This window comes from Frankia sp. CeCAU1 (genome assembly GCF_977971845.1).
Genome location: NZ_CDWWXA010000010.1, coordinates 17618 through 33441, shown reverse-complemented (window position 1 = coordinate 33441; position 15824 = coordinate 17618). Strand labels below are relative to the sequence as shown.

The following is a 15824-nucleotide window of genomic DNA, read 5'->3' as shown; positions in this document are numbered from 1 at the left end:
TCTCCCTGCTGGTGCAGTCAGGACCCGCACCGCGCGGGCCCCGGGCCGAACGTCAGGAAGCTGCAAGAGCGCCTGACGTTGTTCCGCCGCGCCTCGGTTGAGACGCGAACCGCCGAACTCCGGCCAGGGACGACGCTACACGGACGGAGGCCTTCGCGGGAGTCCTCCGGGCAAGGAAGTCCACTTCATACCCCGGTCACAGAACAACGCAGCAGGTCCGGCCGCCAGCGGCTCCACCCGTCCCGTCCCGCAATCCGTCGAGCTGACAGGGATTTCCCGAGCGCGCCGACCCGTGGCGGATGGTAGTGCGCCCGATGGCCCGGATGTGGCGCACGAATGGGTGACGCGGAGGAGGTAATCGGTCAGACCACGGCAGAGCCCACCCGGCACGGCCCCAGGTCAGCGGATCCAGCGACGGTGCCGGGCCGCCGAGATCGCGGGCCACGCATCGAAGAAGTCTCGTTCCGCCATGCGTGCCCGGCACTCCTCCAAGCCCAGCAGGACACCCAGAGTAAACGCGGTGGGGGCGCCCTGGGCCTGCGCTGCCGTCCCCCAGTCCTCCAGCAGCCTGCGCGCGATGGTGGCGTCCTGATGGGTTCCGAGCAGCTCCTGCGCGATCTGAGCCTGCTCTACCAGCCGCGCCGCGTCATTCCCGTACAGCGGCGCGACGGCCTCCGCCGCGTACCGTAACCGCTTGGCCTGCTTGCGGGCGGAATGCAGCATTTCGTCCCGTTCCGAGCCGACCTTCAGGGCAGCCGCGGCGCGGACCTTCTTCGCCAGCTTCCGGTCGGCGCCGAGCAGCAGATCGGGGAGGGCCTTGCCGGCCGGACGGGCCGCCGCGGGGGTGAGCGGGCCCCGCAGCAGGGTGAGCAGGTTGGAGACGAGCGCGAAGTACCGGTCACTGCGCAACATGGCCAACGCCTCCGCCCGGCCGTTGGCCGTGCCGGCGCCGAGGTGCGCGGTGACCGTCTTGCGCACGGGCCCCGCAACCAGCTCGGTGGGCAGCTCCGCCAGGCGGGTCTCGAAATAGGCGGCCTGGACCTCGGCGTCGCGGGCGCCGGAGAGCGCGCCGGCGAGGTCCCGCAGCTCGCCGTCCAGGAAGAGCGCTCTCTCGGGCGGGAACAGCGGCGCGAACGTCCGCAGGGTGCTGCGGGCCCGACGGCAGGCGACGCGCATCTTGTGGACCGCCTCGGGCTCGTCGAGCCGCACCCGCGGATCGGCCGCGAGCAGGGCACGTGCCTGTTCGATCAGATAGGCCCGTACCACCTCGCCCGCCGGCGTCCCGCGTCGTGGCTTGCGCGGCGGCGCAGGGACGTCCGGCCCGGGGCCGGCGGCCAGCGCCCCACCCAGGACCCGCGCGAGCTTCGAGGAGTCCGCCGCCGGGGTGGCGCCCGCGGCCGTGAGCAGACCGGCGACCTCGTCGAGCACCTCGGGCCCGCCGTTGACGAGTTCGACCTCGATCTCCCGCCAGCTGCTCAGTGCCGTCCTCTCCCCCAGGGTCTGCGCGGAGACCTGGTCATCGACGACCTCGGCCAGGTCGACTCCGACCGTGTCCCGCAGTCGGCGCGCTGTCCGCAGTGTCCGCAGCCTGGCGACCGGCCGCGGCTCGGCACCGCGCAGATGGACCGACACCAGATCGACGAACTCCGCGGGAGGGCTGTACCGCGGGCCCTCCGCCCCCACGCCCACGCCCACGTCGAGCGGGAGCTGGAGCTCGTCCCGCTCCCCCACCCGGACGGGCAGCTTGAGGTGCCATCCGGCGTCCGACCCACCGGTCCGACGCCGCAGCGTGATATTGTTGCGGGCCAGCCGGAGATCGTCGCTGTCGTAGTAGACGGCCTCCAGACTGACGGTCTTGCGGGTGCGCGCGGTGGCGACGCCCGCAACCTCCCCCAACTTCGGGAGCACAAAGGTCGGTTCGACCGAGAACTTGCGCTCGATCTCGCGGATTCCGTTGACCATCGGTCCTCCCCGACCAGCCGTACCGCGGCAGGCACTCGACGGCTACGCCTTCCGGCGCCCCATGGCCTTCCGGCGCCCCGAACCCGCCGATGTTGACGTCCTCGAACGATCCACCGCCTCCGCGATACACCGTTGAGATACGCATCGTATGCCCATCAGACGATGTCTATTTCCCCACCCGTAACCTTAGCGCGGCGCCGGAATCCAGGAGATCTTTCCGACCAACGCTACGTATCCGACGAACGCGACGGTGTCGATGAGTGCGTGGGCGATGACGAGCGGCAGCACCCGGCCGGTCCGCTGGAACAGCCGGCCGAACAGCAGGCCCATCGCGAGGTTACCGGTGAACCCACCGAGCCCCTGGTAGAGGTGATAGGAACCGCGGAGCAGGGCGCTGGCCGCCAGCGCCCGGTTGGCCGCGACACCAAGTTCACGCAGCCGCACCAGCAGGTACCCGGCGACGATGACCTCCTCGGCGAGGCCGTTCTGCGCCGCGCTGAGGACCAGGACCGGTACGCGCCACCACACGTCCGGCAGGCCCGAGGGCGCGACGGTGAGGTTCGCCCCGCTGTGCCACGCCAGCAGGTAGAGGCCCAGGCCAAGCCCGCCGACCCCGGCCGCGATCGCCGCTCCCCGGCCGGCGTCGCGACCGGTGTGCCGACCGTCCAGGCCGATCGCCCGCGGTCCGCCTCCGTGCCTCGTCAGCAGGTATACGGCGAGCAGCGCCGGCACCAGCCCGGTGACCAGGTCGGCGAGTTGGAGCGCGAGGTCGAGCCAGGGCCGTCCCGGCGCCGCCGAGGTGTTCAGCCGGGCCACCTGGGAACGGACGGGGCCCGGCCGGGTCAGCACCCCGACGTAGCGGATGACCGCGAACAGCGCCGAGGTGGCGAAGGAGACCCCGAGCACGAGCCAGACCTCGACGACGAGCTGCCGGCGGGTGAGCGACTCACCCGCGATGACCGGCGCCTGAGCGGGGGCAGAGGTCACGCGATGACCGTAGCCCACCGCCGCGGCGGGCCGGCCCGATCACTGCGCCGGCCCGATCACTCCGCCGGTTCCGGCCGGGAGAACAGCCGGAACAGCATCATCAGGGACGGCACAAGCACCACCAGACCGCCGGCGATGGCGAACAGCATGGCCCGGATGTTCGTCGTCGGCGCCGCGGCCGTGTCCACCGTGGCCTGCCCGACCACCAGGTCCGGGTACTGGGCCACCGCCCAGCCCCAGAGCATCGCGCCGACGGCGAGACCGGCCGCGATGCGGGCGGCACCGAACTGCTCGCGCCAGAGCGCGACGAGGGCGCCGATCCCGCCGAGGGTGGACAGGGCTACCAGGGGAAGCGAGCGGTCCCTGAACCGGCCGGCGACCTGCGGGGCGTCCGCCCACAGCAGGGGCAGCAGGATCGCGGCGAGTGCACCGCAGAGCACGGCGCCGCCGATGGCCCGCCGGCGGAAGTCGGCCACCAGGTGCGCGGTGGCCGGGGAAGAGGCGGCGTCCCGGCAGAGGTAGACGGCGGCGAGGAAGGCCGTCGCGGCGACCGCGAAGGCCCCGCAGACGAGCCCGAACGGGCTGCGCACCGGCGCGAACGGGTCGTCGGTCGACAGATCACCGCTGGCCAGAGCCGCACCGGCCACCCCGAGCGCGAACGGGGCGATCGTCGAGGAGACCGCGAAGACGTGCCCCCACCAGTGGTCGGGACCGGCCCCACCCGCCCCGTAGGACCGGTACACGTACGCGGCGCCACGCAGCACGATGCCGACGAGGGCCACGGACAGCGGCACCTCCAGAGAGGAGCCGATCACCCCGTAGGCCTCGGGAAACCCGCTGAACATCGCCACCACGATGAAGATCAGCCAGACATGGTTGGCCTCCCACACCGGGCCGAGTGACGCCGAGATCAGTTTCCGCTGGTCGCCAGCGTGCCGGCCGCGTGCCAGCAGGTCCCACACCCCGCCACCAAAGTCCGCGCCACCGAGCAGCGCGTAGGCGGTGAGCCCTACCACCATGATGATCAGAAGGAGGTCAGCGCTGGTCATCAGTCTTCTCCCCGCCCGCCGAAACCGGTGCTGCCGTCGGATCCCGTTCCCGTTGTCTCACCCGGGTGCGCCGAACCGCGGGATCCCTCGGGACCGCCGCCGGTGCGCCGCCTGCCGGACACCGGCGGTTCGACCGGCAGTTCGACCGCCGGTTCAACCGCCGCCGGTTCGGGTCGCGGCTTCGGGATGGATGGCGAATCAGAATCGGTTGTCCGTCCGGGCCTGGCCGGGCTCGCCTGCCCCGCGCCGTGGACGGCCGTGCGGTGGACGGCCGTGCGGTGGACGCCCGCAGCGGGCTGCCCGGACCGGATCTCCGCGACGGCCGGGCCGCCGGTGGCCATCCGGCGCAGGATGAGGATCAGCGCACCCGCGAGCCCCAGGTACAAGACCAGGGAGCCAGCGAACATCGGCGCGACCCCGTCGGCGCCCGTCACCGCGTCGTGGACCCGCATGTGACCGCCCACGATCCACGGTTGACGACCACCCTCGGTGACCTCCCAGCCGGCCATCATCGACAGCGCGGACGCCGGTCCCGTGGCCGTCGCGGCGAACAGCCACGGCCGCCCGGTGGGCAGCAGCGTCTTCTCGCCGCGACGGCGCCGGCGGACGACGGCGGCACCAGTCAGGGCGGACAGTCCGATCAGCGCGGAACCGAACCCGACCATCGTCGCGAACGACCCGTGCACCAGCAGACCGTTCGGGCGCTCGTCCGGCGGCGCGGCGTCCAGACCGGTGATCACGTGATCTGTACTGAATCCCTCCATCAGCGAGAGCAGACCCGGGATCTCCAGCCCGTAGCGGACCTCGCCGCTCTTGTCGTCGTAGAACCCGCCGAGGGTCAGCGGCGCGTGCGACCTGGTGTGGTAGAGCCCTTCCATCGCGGCCAGCTTGAACGGCTGGTTGGCCCCGGCGATCCGGGCCGCCCAGTCCCCCACGATCAGCTGAAGCGGCGCACAGACCAGCACCACCGCCAGGCCGATCCGCAGCCCGCGCTGGTGGTAGGCGTCGCGGCGACCGCGCAGCATGCCGACCGCGTAAATGCTGGCGACGGCCCCGCCGGTGCACATCAGCGCGGCCAGCAGCATGTGGACCACCTGGGGCGGAGTCCCCGGACTCAGAAAGGGCGCGAACGGCTCGGCGGCGACGACCTTGCCGTTCACCTCGGTGATCCCTCGTGGCACGTTCATCCAGGCGTTCACCGTGATGATGAACAACGTCGACAGGGTGCCGGAGATCGCGATCGGCCATAGCGTGAGCCAGTGCGCGCGCGGCGACAGGCGCTTCCAGCCGTACAGGTACATCCCGACAAAGATCGCCTCGGTGAAGAACGCGAAGCCCTCCAGGGAGAACGACAGCCCGAGCGCACTGCCGTACTTCGACATGAACGCGGGCCAGAGCAGGCCGAACTCGAACGACAGCACCGTTCCCGAGACGGCCCCGACCGCGAACAGCACGGCGAATGCCCGCGACCACTTCTTCGTGAGCGCCAGCCAGGTCTCGTCACCGGTCCGCACCCAACGCCCCTCGGTGTAGATCAGCAGCCACGGCATGCCGACCCCGAACACGGCGAAACAGATGTGAAACGCGAGGGAGAACGCTGTCTGGGCGCGGGCAAGGTCGACGGCATCAGCGGCGAGAACCATGCGCACAGCTCCTTCGGTGGGCCGCGAGGGGAAAAATCGGCCGAGAGCCAACCGATCCTCTACGAGGTATAGAGGTTTCTACGGTATGTAGCCAATTCTCCTGGCGACGAGCAAAGCGCAGTGAGCTCGATGACACGGTCAAGACCGACGGCACCACCGACGGCGCTGTCGAGACGTGCGCCACGGTCGACGGCACGGGGCGGGACCGAAAGATACCTCCATTGCGGCCGTCATCCTGTTTGATGGATAGCCCGTTCGGCGGATAGCCCGTTCGGCGGATAGCCCGTTCGGTGGATAGCCCGTTCGGTGGATAGATAGTCCTCTAGGTCATGAAGATGCTTCCTTGTAAAGGAATTCGGGCCGCGTGAACGGCGGCGGATCAGTCAGCCGGCGGGTTCGCACTGGTCCGGAGCCGGGCGCTGATCGGGAGCCCGGAGGCAGATCGGGGGCTGGAAGGCCGGCTCCTCCCCGGTTCCTCCCCGACGGCCGGCACCGTTGCCGCGTGGCTGTGACGCAACAGGCCTCAACGAAGCACCCCGTTCGGTTCCACGAATGTTCTACGCCACGTAGGATTGGCACCATGGCGCGCCTGGGTGACCTCGAACGGTCGGTCATGGACGTGTTGTGGGCGAGCGACGACTGGCTGACGGCCCGCGAGGTCGCCGGCCGTCTCCAGCATGAACGCGATCTCGCGTACACCACCGTGCTGACCGTGCTCGAACGGTTGGAACGGAAGGGATTCGTGCGGCGTCAGCGTTCGGCGCGCGCGCATCGCTACGCGGCCAGCGACAGTCGCGAGGCCGTCGTGGCCGAGGCGATGATGGAGGCGCTCGGCACGGCGGACGATCGTGGTTCCGCCCTGGTCCGCTTCGTGGGGTCGGTGTCCGCGGAGGAGGCCGAGATCCTTCGCCGTGCCCTGGAACCCGTCGGTCCCGGGGAACCCGGCATCTTCGTGCCTGGCGGAGAGGCCCCGCGCGCCGAGGATCCGCAGGCCGAGGATCCGCACACGGAGGTCCGGCACGCCGAGGCCCGGCGCGGTCCGGCGATCGGAGACCCGCCCCGCGACGACCCGGAGCAGATCGTCACGGTAGCCACCGACCCGGATCGAACGGCCCAGATTCCGCCCGACCACCGGTAGCGTTAGCCGGGACATGACGACCGCGGCACTTCTCGCCCTGTTCGCGGGCGTGTTGGCCTGGCCGGTCCCACGCCTGCTGGCCGCCGCGCGCTGGCCCTACCGATGTCCACGGGCGGCGATCGTGCTCTGGCAGGCGGTCGGTCTGGCCGGCGGAGTGTCGGCGCTGCTCGCGGCGATCGCGTTCACCGTCTCACCACTGTCCGGCGACACCCCGACCGCCATCGCCGACCATCTCGACAACATCGCGGCCGGCGCGCCGCTGACGGGCCTGGGCCTGATCAACCTCATCGGCCTCGCTGTGGCGGCGGCCTTGGCCTCCCGGCTGTTCGGGGTGCTCGGCACCTCCAGCGCCGCCACCCTTCGCGAGCGTCACCGACACCGCGACCTGGTCGATCTGGCTGGCCGTCGGCATCGCCGGCATGAGACCTGCGTCCCGCCCGGCCATGCGTCCCATCATTCCGGCACAGCCGCGGACTCTGGTGCGGCCACCGACCCTGGCACAACCGCCGACGGCGGGGGCGCAACCGGCTGCTGCCTGTGCGAACACCGGGACCGGGCCGGCATTCTACTGCGCATCCTTGATCATCCCGTCGCGGTCGCCTACTGCGTGCCGGGGGTGCGGCACGCCCGGGTTGTGGTCTCCCGCGGGCTGCTGAACACCCTCGACGCCACCGAGCTGGACGCCGTGCTCGCCCACGAGGCGGCCCACGTCGCCGGTCGTCACGACCTCGTCATCCAGCCGTTCGTCGCGTGGGAGCGGACCTTCCCGTTCCTGGATCCGGCCAGGGAGGCGACCGCGGCCGTCTCGCTCCTCGTCGAGATGCTCGCCGACGACGCGGCGGCCCGGCAGACAAGCCGCCGATCGCTCGCGCGGGCCTTGGCCCGGCTGGGCGGGGCAAGGGCACCGGTCCCCGCCGGGGCGCTGGGGATCATCGATTCTCCGGCCGCTGTGCTGCCCGCACTCGGCTCCCACGATCCTACGGCGGTCGGCGTCCGCGACTCCGGCCCGCCCGGCCCGGGCAACCCAGACGCCGGCGGGCCAGACCCCGGCGGGCCAGACCCCGGCGATGCGGCGCCCGGCCAGACACGACCGATCGGCGGCGGCCCTCGGCGCGGCACGGCCAATCCGGTCATCTCGCGGATCGCCCGGCTCCTCGACCCGCCGGAAGTGCCATGGTGGATGCCGCCGTGCGCCTACTTCGGGGCGATCATCGTGCTCGCCGCGCCCCCGCTTATTCTCCTGGTCGGCTGAGCGGAAGGCGATAATCTCTACTTTTTTTATTGACAAGCGGCGGAATGATATCTACTGTCAGCGTCATGAGCCGGCGCCCGCTTCTGGTCTGCCGTGCACACATTGACTTTCATCGCGTCGCGAGCGCGCTCTGTCACCCTTACCATCGATCCCTCTGATCATCAGGCCCCGTTCCGCCGACTGGCATCCGTCACCGTAAGCCCCCCGGCGCCCGGTGACGGCACCTGCCGCCTCGTACCCGAGCCGGCCAACGGCAGCCGACCTGATGTCAGCGAAGGGTGGCCCCCTCCCTCCGATCCACCGTCCCTGTGGTCAGCCGTGCCCCCGGTCCTGACTTTTCCGTGCGTTCCACCTGCCCTGTGTTTGCACGCCTTGCGCGTGCGCGGCGACGAGAGGCCCCGTCGGCCGCGTGGTCGCATCGCGAGGAGGTTCTCCGTGCCCGTACGAGACAAGGCGCCAGTACGCGACAAGATGTCGGCGCGGGAAACGCTGCCGGCGCAGGGAAGGCCGCGGGCCGCGGCGGGGGTCGTCTCCAGGCTTGGAGCCGGGAGAACCGCTGCCGGCGGCCCAGGCGGCCCAGGCGGCCCAGGCGGCCCAGGCGGCCCAGGCGGCTCCAGTGGTTACTGTGCCCCGGACGGCTCCGCGGCGGCGATCCTGCGGGCGGTCCTCGACCACGGTCCGGTCGCCCGCACCGCCATCGGGAGGGCAACAGGGCTCAGCCCGGCTGCGGTCTCCCGGCAGACAGCCGGGCTGATCTCCCTGGGTCTGCTCCGAGAGCTTCCCGCCTCCTCGCTGGCTCCCCGGGCCGGGCGGCCACACGTGCCCCTGGACGTGGACACCGACCTTCATCTGGCCTGCGGGGTGCACATCGCCGTCCCGTTCGTCACCTTCAGCCTTGTCGACCTGCGTGGACAGGTGGTGACGCGGGAGCAGTTGCCGCGGGAGGGCGGCCCGGCGGACGTCCTTCGGATGATCGCCCGACATCTGCCCGGCTTCCTCGCCCGGCGCGCCCGGGGCAACCGTGTCCTCGGCCTCGGCGTCGTCACCGGCGGCCGGGTCGACCCCGACCTCGGCGTGGTGATCGAACACGAGCCCCTGGACTGGCATGACGTGCCGGTCCGGGAGGTGCTGGCGGCGGCCACGGGCATGCCGGTGCACGTCGACGGGCACGCCCGCGCCCTGGCCCAGGCGGAGATCCTCTTCGGCGACCCGCGCGCCCGGCGCAGCCTGCTGAAGCTGTTCGTCGGCAACGTGGTCGACGCCGCGTTCGCCACCGACGGATCGGTGCACATCGGACCGCATTCCGCCGCGGGCGGCATCGCTCACCTGCGGCTCGCTGACAGCGACGCCCCGTGCCGCTGCGGCCGGTCGGGCTGCGCGCAGGCGGCGCTGTCGGAACGGACCATGCTGCTGCAGGCGGCCCAGGACGGGATCATCTCCCGTCCGGACCTGCAGGTGCTGCTGCACGCCGGGCTCGCCGGCGACCCGCGCGCGCTGTCGCTGTTGCGCGCCAGGCTCCGGCTGGTGGGTCGGATGATCAGCCTGCTCGTGGACATGATGGACCCGGAAATCGTCGTTCTCACCGAGGCCGCCGCGCTCTGCCTGCCGGATCTGTTGGTCGACCTGCACGAGGAGATCGCCGCGCACTCACGCGTGTGCACCGATCCCGAGCGGATGGTGCTGCCGAGCAGCTTCGGCATGAATGTGCTGGCCGTCGCGGCGGGAGCGACCGTCCTCGACCCGGTCCACCGCCGCCCGCACAGTCTGCCCGCTCCGATGCCCGCCCCGATGCCGTCGCGGACACCATCACCGACACCGACAGTCGCCGCAGCCACCCGCCGGAGGTATTAATTCCACCAGAACACAAAACGTTGACGGCCCGGAAGGGCGAGACCGAAGATTGACCGGTGAGCGACTCCAGGAACGGCGGTACGGGAAGATTTCCCGCGGCCAGCGCTCGTTGTCGCCGATGTTGACGCCCGGCGTCACGTGCCGCTGTCCGTCGCGACAGAATCCGTAGTCGATCGCAATAGTGCCGATCACGGCAGCGCAGGCGTTCCCGGCACGCCCCGAGAACGCGTCCCACCGGTCTGTCACCCGGAATTCCGGCTGCCCTCCCCGCCGTCTTCGCATCTTTTCCCAACCTCTGGAGAAACACAGGATGACAACCACGACCCCTGTTCTGGGACTCGACGTCCGCCCGCTTTCCGGCTATATCGGGGCCGAGATTCACGGAGTGGACCTGCGCGAGAACCTGGACGACGCGACCATCGCCGAGATCCGCTCCACGCTGCACCAGTGGAAGGTTGTCTTCTTCCCCGGCCAGAACATCGACCACGCCCAGCAGGTCGCCTTCGGCCGGCGCTTCGGCAAGCTGACCCCGGCCCACCCGCACGAGGACGCGCCGCCGGCGGGCTTCCCGGAGATCCTGCCGATCGACAGCCGGCGGTACGCCAGGTTCTTCGGAACGAAGAAGAAGGTCACCTACGACAATGGCTGGCACACCGACGTCACCGCGCTGGTGAACCCGCCCGCCGCGTCGATCCTGCGGGCCGACATCGTCCCGCCATACGGCGGCGACACTGCGTGGACCAACCTGGTCGCCGCCTACCAGGAGCTGCCCGAGCAGCTTCGGGACCTGGCCAACGGCCTGCGCGCCCGGCATAGCTTCGGAAACTTCCCCAGCGAGAGCGAGTACGGGCGGAAGGTCGCCGCAAACCCGCTGGTCGCGATCCACCCGGTGGTGCGCGTCCATCCGGAGACCGGCGAGCGGGCGCTGTTCGTCAGCCCGAGCTTCACCTCCAAGGACAGCGAGATCATCGGTTTCTCGCCGAAGCAGAGCCGCCGGATCCTCGACCTGTTCTACGAGCAGATCTCCCGGCCCGAGTTCACGGTGCGGTTCAAGTGGAACCCCGGTGACATCGCCTTCTGGGACAACCGCGCGACCTCCCACCTCGGCCCGTCGGACCTGGGTCACCTCGACTTCGACCGGGTGCTGTATCGGGTGACCATCGAGGGCGACATTCCGGTCGGCGTCGACGGCAAGGAATCCGAACTGGTCGCCGGGGAACCGTTCCTCGGCTCCTGATCCGCTGTCCGCCGATATCCGCGGACACCACGAATACCGGAGCCGGCAATCCGCTGACAGCCGCGAGGGCCAAGTCCCTCGCGGCTGTCGGCACACCGCCAAACAAGCCACCCCGAACGACAAGCCACCCCGAACGACAAGCCACCCCGACCAACGATCCACCCCGAACGGCCACCGTCTGTCCGTCGGATCACGACCGAACGACCCGATAGGGAGATTTCCGATGCAGCATCGACGACCGCGCAGACGGCGTCTTTCCCTTTTGGCCGCCGGACTTGCCGCAGCCGTCGCGGTGACCCTGGCCGCCTGTGGGAGCGACGGCGGCAGCAGCAGGGCGGGTTCGGCCGCTACGAGTGGCCAGGTGACGCTGCGGATCGGCGACCAGGGCAAGTATTTGGAACTGCCGCTCACGCTCTCCGGCGAGGCGCGGGGCACTTCCTACGGGTTGAGCTGGAACACCTTCGCCGACGGTCCGCACATGAACGCCGCGTTCAGCGCGAGCAAGATTGACGTGGGCTTCATGGGCGATACACCGGTGCTGTTCGCGAACGGGGCGCACGCCGGCGTGACCGCGGTCGCCGTCGCGGAGAACCCGGTGAACACCCAGACGATCATCGTCAAGGCCGGCTCCGGGATCCACAAGCCAGCCGACCTCAAGGGCAGGCGTATCGCCCTCACCCTCGGTACCTCCCTGCACGGTTATCTGCTCAACCAGCTCGCGCCCGCCGGTCTGAAGCAGAGCGACATCACCCCGGTGAACGTGCCCATCACGAGCCTCGGAGCGACACTCGCCTCCGGTCAGGTCGACGCCATCGTGTACGCCAAGCAGTACGTCGCAGCGGTCGGCCAGCAGGCTCCCGGTTCCTATGAGATCGAGACCAAGCCGCTCCCGGTCTTCTCGGTCGTGCTGGCATCGAAGAACGCCCTCAAGGATCCGGCGAAGCGCACGGCGGTACAGGACTTCCTGATCCGCCTGTCCCGGGCGTCCGCCTGGCCGAAGGCCCATGAGGACGAGTGGATCAAGAAGTACTACGTGGGCCAGCTCAAGCAGAACCCGCAGGCTGCGAGGAAGTACTTCGACTCGCTGCCGCGGGCACTCTACAAGCCGGTCTCCGAAAGCTTCATCGAGAGCCAGCGCGTGCAGGCCCGACTGTTGATCGACGTCGACCAACTGCCGAAGACCCTGAACGTCGACGACGAGATCGACAAGGGTTTCAATGCTGAGCTGACCGCCGCGTTCACCAAGGCCTCGCTGGCCACCTGAACCTCAGGGCACCAGGACGTTCCATCCGAGGGGATGACAAACGTGACCGAACTCATCTTACCCGGCGGCGTCATCGCTGACGGCCGGACCGAGGCCGGGCCGTGCGGCTCCGGCGGGCGCCGGTGGATTCCGTCGGAGGTCCGCCGGTTCACCGGTCCCGCGCTGTTGTTCGCCGCCTGGTGGACGGTCACGGGATTCGGCCTCGTCAGCGACCAGTCCTTGGCCTCCCCGGCCGCGGTGTTCGGCGCGGGACGGGAGCTGTGGAACAGCGGCGAGCTGCTGGACAGCCTCGGCATCTCGCTCTACCGGTGCGGGGTCGGCCTGATCCTCGGAGTCACCATCGGGCTGACTCTAGCGGTGATCGCCGGTTTCTTCCGCGCAGGCCAGGACGTCGTCGACTCCGCGATGAACTTCCTACGGACGATCCCCGTCATCGCGTTGCTGCCGCTCATCATCGTATGGATCGGCATCGGCGAGGAGGCAAAAATATTCCTGATTACCGTGGGGGTCTCCTTCCCCATCTATATGAACACCTACTCCGCCATCCGCGGGGTCGACATCAAACTGGTGGAGGCCGGCCAGACCTTCGGCCTCGGCCGGTTCGGGCTCATCCGGCGAGTCATCATTCCCGGCGCGCTCCCGGGCTTCCTCGTCGGTCTGCGCTGGGCTCTGGGAGTCGCCTGGCTACTGCTGGTCTTCGCCGAGCAGGTCAACACCGACAAGGGCATCGGCTACCTGCTCAACAGCGCGCAGTCCTGGAACCGGACCGACATCATGGTCCTCTGCCTGGTCATCTACGGAATCCTGGGACTCGTCAGCGACGGAATGGTCCGCATCCTGGAAAGGACGCTGCTGTCATGGCGCCGCGGCTTCGACGGAACCTGAGCACCAACACCAACACCAACACCACGGCGGCGGCCACGGCGGCGGCCACGGCGGCGGCCACGGCCGTCGCCACCCTGGAGCGCCCGGCCACCGCCGACGCTCAGCACACCGCCGACGCTCAGCACACCGCCGAAACCGCCGAAACCGCCGAAACCCGCGGTGCCGACGGCGCCGCCATCCGGATCCGCGGCCTGCGTCGCACCTTCGGGGAGCACACGGTCCTCGACGGCCTCGACCTCACGGTCGCCTCCGGGGAGTTCGTCGCCCTGCTGGGCCGCAGCGGGTCAGGGAAGAGCACGCTGATCCGCATCCTCGGCGGCTTCGACGGCGACATCTCCGGCGAGGTTCTGGCCACCCGGCAGCGTTCGGTCGTCTTCCAGGAGGCCCGGCTGCTTCCATGGACGCGGACCCTGGCCAACGTGACGATCGGTCTGTCCGGCCGCGACGTCGCCGAACGCGGACGGGCGGCGCTCGCGGAGGTCGGGCTGGCCGGGCGGGAACGGTCCTGGCCGGTGGCACTGTCCGGCGGTGAGGCACAGCGGGTCGCGCTCGCCCGGGCGCTGGTTCGGGAGCCGGACCTTGTCATGCTCGACGAACCGTTCGGGCCCCTCGACGCCCTGACCCGGATCAGGATGCACGCCCTGCTCCAGCAGCTGTGCCGTCGCCACCGGCCGGCGGTACTGTTCGTCACGCACGACGTTGACGAGGCGATCCTGCTCGCGGACCGGGTGCTTGTCCTCACCGAGGGACGGCTCTCCCTCGACGTTCCGGTCGATGTGGCGTCCCCTCGGCGACGGACCGACCCCGCCTTCGACCGGCTGCGTTCCACGCTGCTGGCCGAGCTCGGCGTCGACGAACTCGCCGAAGGTGATCATTGACCTGCCGCCGCCTCGCGGACGCGCAGCCCGTCCGCCGACGATGTGGGCACCCGTACCGAGGACGGCCTGCTCGGACTCCACCGCCTCCGCCTCAGCGGCTTCGGCATCCTCGGCCGCGTGCTCGGCTCGGATCGCCTCCCGCCGGGCACGTCTGGACGGATCAGTCATTGTCGCCTACTCCCTCCAGGTAATCGAAGGCCGCTCCCCGGGCCTTCCCTGCGGTGATCCCGGCTTGATCAGTCGGATCGATTTGACCTTGCCAGCCGCGATAGGGATGAACAATGCTCGCCTTGCTCCATCCGCAGCTGTCGACCGACTGCCCCCGTTCTCCGCACATGCGCGCGTCGTCCCAGGTCAGGGTGCTGACCGATTTGATCATGCGATGCGTCGTCGCAGGTCACGGCACCGTGTGCGGAAGACAGGACTGCCCGGAGAGCAAGATTCCGCACCACCGTGGGCAGTAGAAGGTGCTCAGCCTTGAGGACTCGTTCAGAGACGAGAACGGCGCTTCGACTCGCGGACGCTGTCCTGATATTAGACGCGCTCGGCGGTGGTACGAGACCAATGCCCGTCTGCTCCTTGCCGCCGCCGTACGCCGCGCGGGCCGCGTCCCCGTCGCAGGTGTCCAGGATGATCCGCAATATGAATTGCACCCGCTCGGCCATCAAGCCGGGAACCCGCGCAGGGAGAACACCGCACCCAGGGCGTCCGGGCCGCAATTCGCAAACTCCTCCACGTCCAACAGCCGACCCGGCCCACGGTCAGCTCGTCGGAAGCGGCGAACGCACGCTCAAGCGGAGTCCGCCGATTTCCACAGGCCTCGGAGGGACTGGGAGTGATACCGATCCGCGTACCCAGAACCGGCATCTGCCGGCCACCAGACATCGCCATCGATCATCGGCCGCGGACATGACTCACGCAGGTGACGGCCCGGTCGCGACAGATCGCCTGAGAGCGCTCGGCCGAGCCCTCGCAAAAAATGATTCCAACAAACCACCACACGGTCTAAAGTCACCGCAGGCGCCTGATCAGCCACTAGCCTACCGTCGGAGCGTGGATATAACGTGACAGTCACATCCTCTCATGGTTATGCGGAGGCTACCTTGGCGGCGGCCTTCATCGCCTTCTTGTACTCCCGGACCTGGTCACGGGTGGAGACGTCGGTGATGTCCGCGATGGAGCGGAAGGTGCCCTCGTCCCCGAACGGCGCGGACGCCTCCCGCCACCCCGGCGGGGTCACGCCAAGCTGCTTACCCAGCAGCGCCACAAAAATCCTGGCCTTCTGCTGGCCGAACCCCGGCAGCGCCGCCACCCGCTCCAGCAGTTCCCTGCCGTCAGCCGCGGTCGTCCACACCCGGGCCGCGTCCCCGTTGTAGGTGTCCACGATCAGCTGGCACATGGCCTGCACCCGCTTGGCCATCGAACCCGGGAAGCGGTGCAGCGCCGGCACCCGCGAGAAGATCACACCCAGCGCGTCGGGGTCGTACTTCGCCAGCTCCTCCGCGTCCAACGGCCGTCCGAGCCGCCGGGTCAGCTCATGGGGAGCAGCGAACGCCCTCTCCAGAGGAATTTGTTGATCTAGGACCATACCCACCAGGAGCGCCAGGGGGTACTCGGTGATGAAGGCGTCCGCCTCTGGATCGCCGGACAGGTGCAGGCCCATGCCCGTCAGGGTACC

General features: G+C 69.8%; 13 protein-coding genes. 7 read left to right on the top strand and 6 right to left on the bottom strand.

Translation table 11 applies throughout. The features are described from left to right. Positions 1-399: 399 nt before the first annotated feature. The 4 genes from AC08OO_RS03645 to AC08OO_RS03630 form a co-directional block, all read right to left on the bottom strand. On the bottom strand, positions 400-1962 hold the full coding sequence (locus AC08OO_RS03645; RefSeq protein ID WP_476608923.1) for a CYTH and CHAD domain-containing protein: 1563 nt from the start codon (positions 1960-1962) through the stop codon (positions 400-402). Positions 1963-2148: 186 nt separating this feature from the next. Continuing rightward, positions 2149-2949, bottom strand: coding sequence for a CPBP family intramembrane glutamic endopeptidase (locus tag AC08OO_RS03640; RefSeq protein WP_476607151.1), 801 nt, complete (start codon positions 2947-2949; stop codon positions 2149-2151). Positions 2950-3005: 56 nt separating this feature from the next. Beyond that, positions 3006-3998, bottom strand: a complete 993-nt coding sequence (locus AC08OO_RS03635; RefSeq protein ID WP_011434725.1) for a cytochrome d ubiquinol oxidase subunit II — start codon at positions 3996-3998, stop codon at positions 3006-3008. Beyond that, positions 3998-5641, bottom strand: a complete 1644-nt coding sequence (locus AC08OO_RS03630; RefSeq protein WP_476608922.1) for a cytochrome ubiquinol oxidase subunit I — start codon at positions 5639-5641, stop codon at positions 3998-4000. The genes AC08OO_RS03635 and AC08OO_RS03630 overlap by 1 nt, the downstream gene beginning before the upstream one ends. A gap of 580 nt (positions 5642-6221) precedes the next feature. On the opposite strand from AC08OO_RS03630, the gene AC08OO_RS03625 reads away from it, so the two are divergent. The 7 genes from AC08OO_RS03625 to AC08OO_RS03595 all read left to right on the top strand — a co-directional run bounded on the left by AC08OO_RS03625 (position 6222) and on the right by AC08OO_RS03595 (position 14146). Further along, positions 6222-6779, top strand: coding sequence for a BlaI/MecI/CopY family transcriptional regulator (locus AC08OO_RS03625; RefSeq protein ID WP_476608921.1), 558 nt, complete (start codon positions 6222-6224; stop codon positions 6777-6779). 13 nt (positions 6780-6792) lie between these two features. Beyond that, positions 6793-8031, top strand: a complete 1239-nt coding sequence (locus tag AC08OO_RS03620; protein WP_476608920.1) for a M56 family metallopeptidase — start codon at positions 6793-6795, stop codon at positions 8029-8031. Positions 8032-8502: 471 nt separating this feature from the next. Continuing rightward, entirely contained in the window at positions 8503-9882 is a 1380-nt protein-coding gene (locus tag AC08OO_RS03615; RefSeq protein ID WP_476618236.1) for an ROK family transcriptional regulator, read from the top strand. A 310-nt stretch (positions 9883-10192) separates the two neighbouring features. Beyond that, the gene (locus AC08OO_RS03610) at positions 10193-11119 is read left to right on the top strand and encodes a TauD/TfdA dioxygenase family protein (RefSeq protein WP_476608919.1); all 927 of its coding nucleotides are present in this window, start codon (positions 10193-10195) and stop codon (positions 11117-11119) included. Between the two features lie 223 nt (positions 11120-11342). After that, positions 11343-12383 carry an ABC transporter substrate-binding protein gene (locus AC08OO_RS03605; protein WP_476608918.1) on the top strand — a complete coding sequence of 347 codons (1041 nt, stop codon included), beginning with the start codon at positions 11343-11345 and terminating at the stop codon, positions 12381-12383. Between the two features lie 42 nt (positions 12384-12425). Next, positions 12426-13268, top strand: a complete 843-nt coding sequence (locus tag AC08OO_RS03600; RefSeq protein WP_476608917.1) for an ABC transporter permease — start codon at positions 12426-12428, stop codon at positions 13266-13268. Further along, on the top strand, positions 13241-14146 hold the full coding sequence (locus AC08OO_RS03595) for an ABC transporter ATP-binding protein (RefSeq protein ID WP_476608916.1): 906 nt from the start codon (positions 13241-13243) through the stop codon (positions 14144-14146). Before AC08OO_RS03600 ends, AC08OO_RS03595 begins: the two co-directional genes overlap by 28 nt. Positions 14147-14306: 160 nt before the next feature. On the opposite strand, the gene AC08OO_RS03590 is transcribed toward AC08OO_RS03595, so the two are convergent. Both AC08OO_RS03590 and AC08OO_RS03585 read right to left on the bottom strand, forming a co-directional pair. Next, positions 14307-14525 carry a hypothetical protein gene (locus tag AC08OO_RS03590; RefSeq protein ID WP_476608915.1) on the bottom strand — a complete coding sequence of 73 codons (219 nt, stop codon included), beginning with the start codon at positions 14523-14525 and terminating at the stop codon, positions 14307-14309. Between the two features lie 708 nt (positions 14526-15233). Then, positions 15234-15809: an HhH-GPD-type base excision DNA repair protein gene (locus tag AC08OO_RS03585; protein WP_476608945.1), complete on the bottom strand. Its 576-nt coding sequence runs from the start codon at positions 15807-15809 to the stop codon at positions 15234-15236. Positions 15810-15824 lie beyond the last annotated feature (15 nt).

Coding starts and splice junctions, on each gene's coding strand:
- AC08OO_RS03645 (WP_476608923.1), bottom strand. CDS start 1,962: ATGGTCAACGGAATCCGCGAGATCGAGCGCAAGTTCTCGGTCGAACCG.
- AC08OO_RS03635 (WP_011434725.1), bottom strand. CDS start 3,998: ATGACCAGCGCTGACCTCCTTCTGATCATCATGGTGGTAGGGCTCACC.
- AC08OO_RS03630 (WP_476608922.1), bottom strand. CDS start 5,641: ATGGTTCTCGCCGCTGATGCCGTCGACCTTGCCCGCGCCCAGACAGCG.
- AC08OO_RS03615 (WP_476618236.1), top strand. CDS start 8,503: ATGTCGGCGCGGGAAACGCTGCCGGCGCAGGGAAGGCCGCGGGCCGCG.
- AC08OO_RS03590 (WP_476608915.1), bottom strand. CDS start 14,525: ATGATCAAATCGGTCAGCACCCTGACCTGGGACGACGCGCGCATGTGC.
- AC08OO_RS03605 (WP_476608918.1), top strand. CDS start 11,343: ATGCAGCATCGACGACCGCGCAGACGGCGTCTTTCCCTTTTGGCCGCC.
- AC08OO_RS03610 (WP_476608919.1), top strand. CDS start 10,193: ATGACAACCACGACCCCTGTTCTGGGACTCGACGTCCGCCCGCTTTCC.
- AC08OO_RS03585 (WP_476608945.1), bottom strand. CDS start 15,809: ATGGGCCTGCACCTGTCCGGCGATCCAGAGGCGGACGCCTTCATCACC.
- AC08OO_RS03620 (WP_476608920.1), top strand. CDS start 6,793: ATGACGACCGCGGCACTTCTCGCCCTGTTCGCGGGCGTGTTGGCCTGG.
- AC08OO_RS03595 (WP_476608916.1), top strand. CDS start 13,241: ATGGCGCCGCGGCTTCGACGGAACCTGAGCACCAACACCAACACCAAC.
- AC08OO_RS03625 (WP_476608921.1), top strand. CDS start 6,222: ATGGCGCGCCTGGGTGACCTCGAACGGTCGGTCATGGACGTGTTGTGG.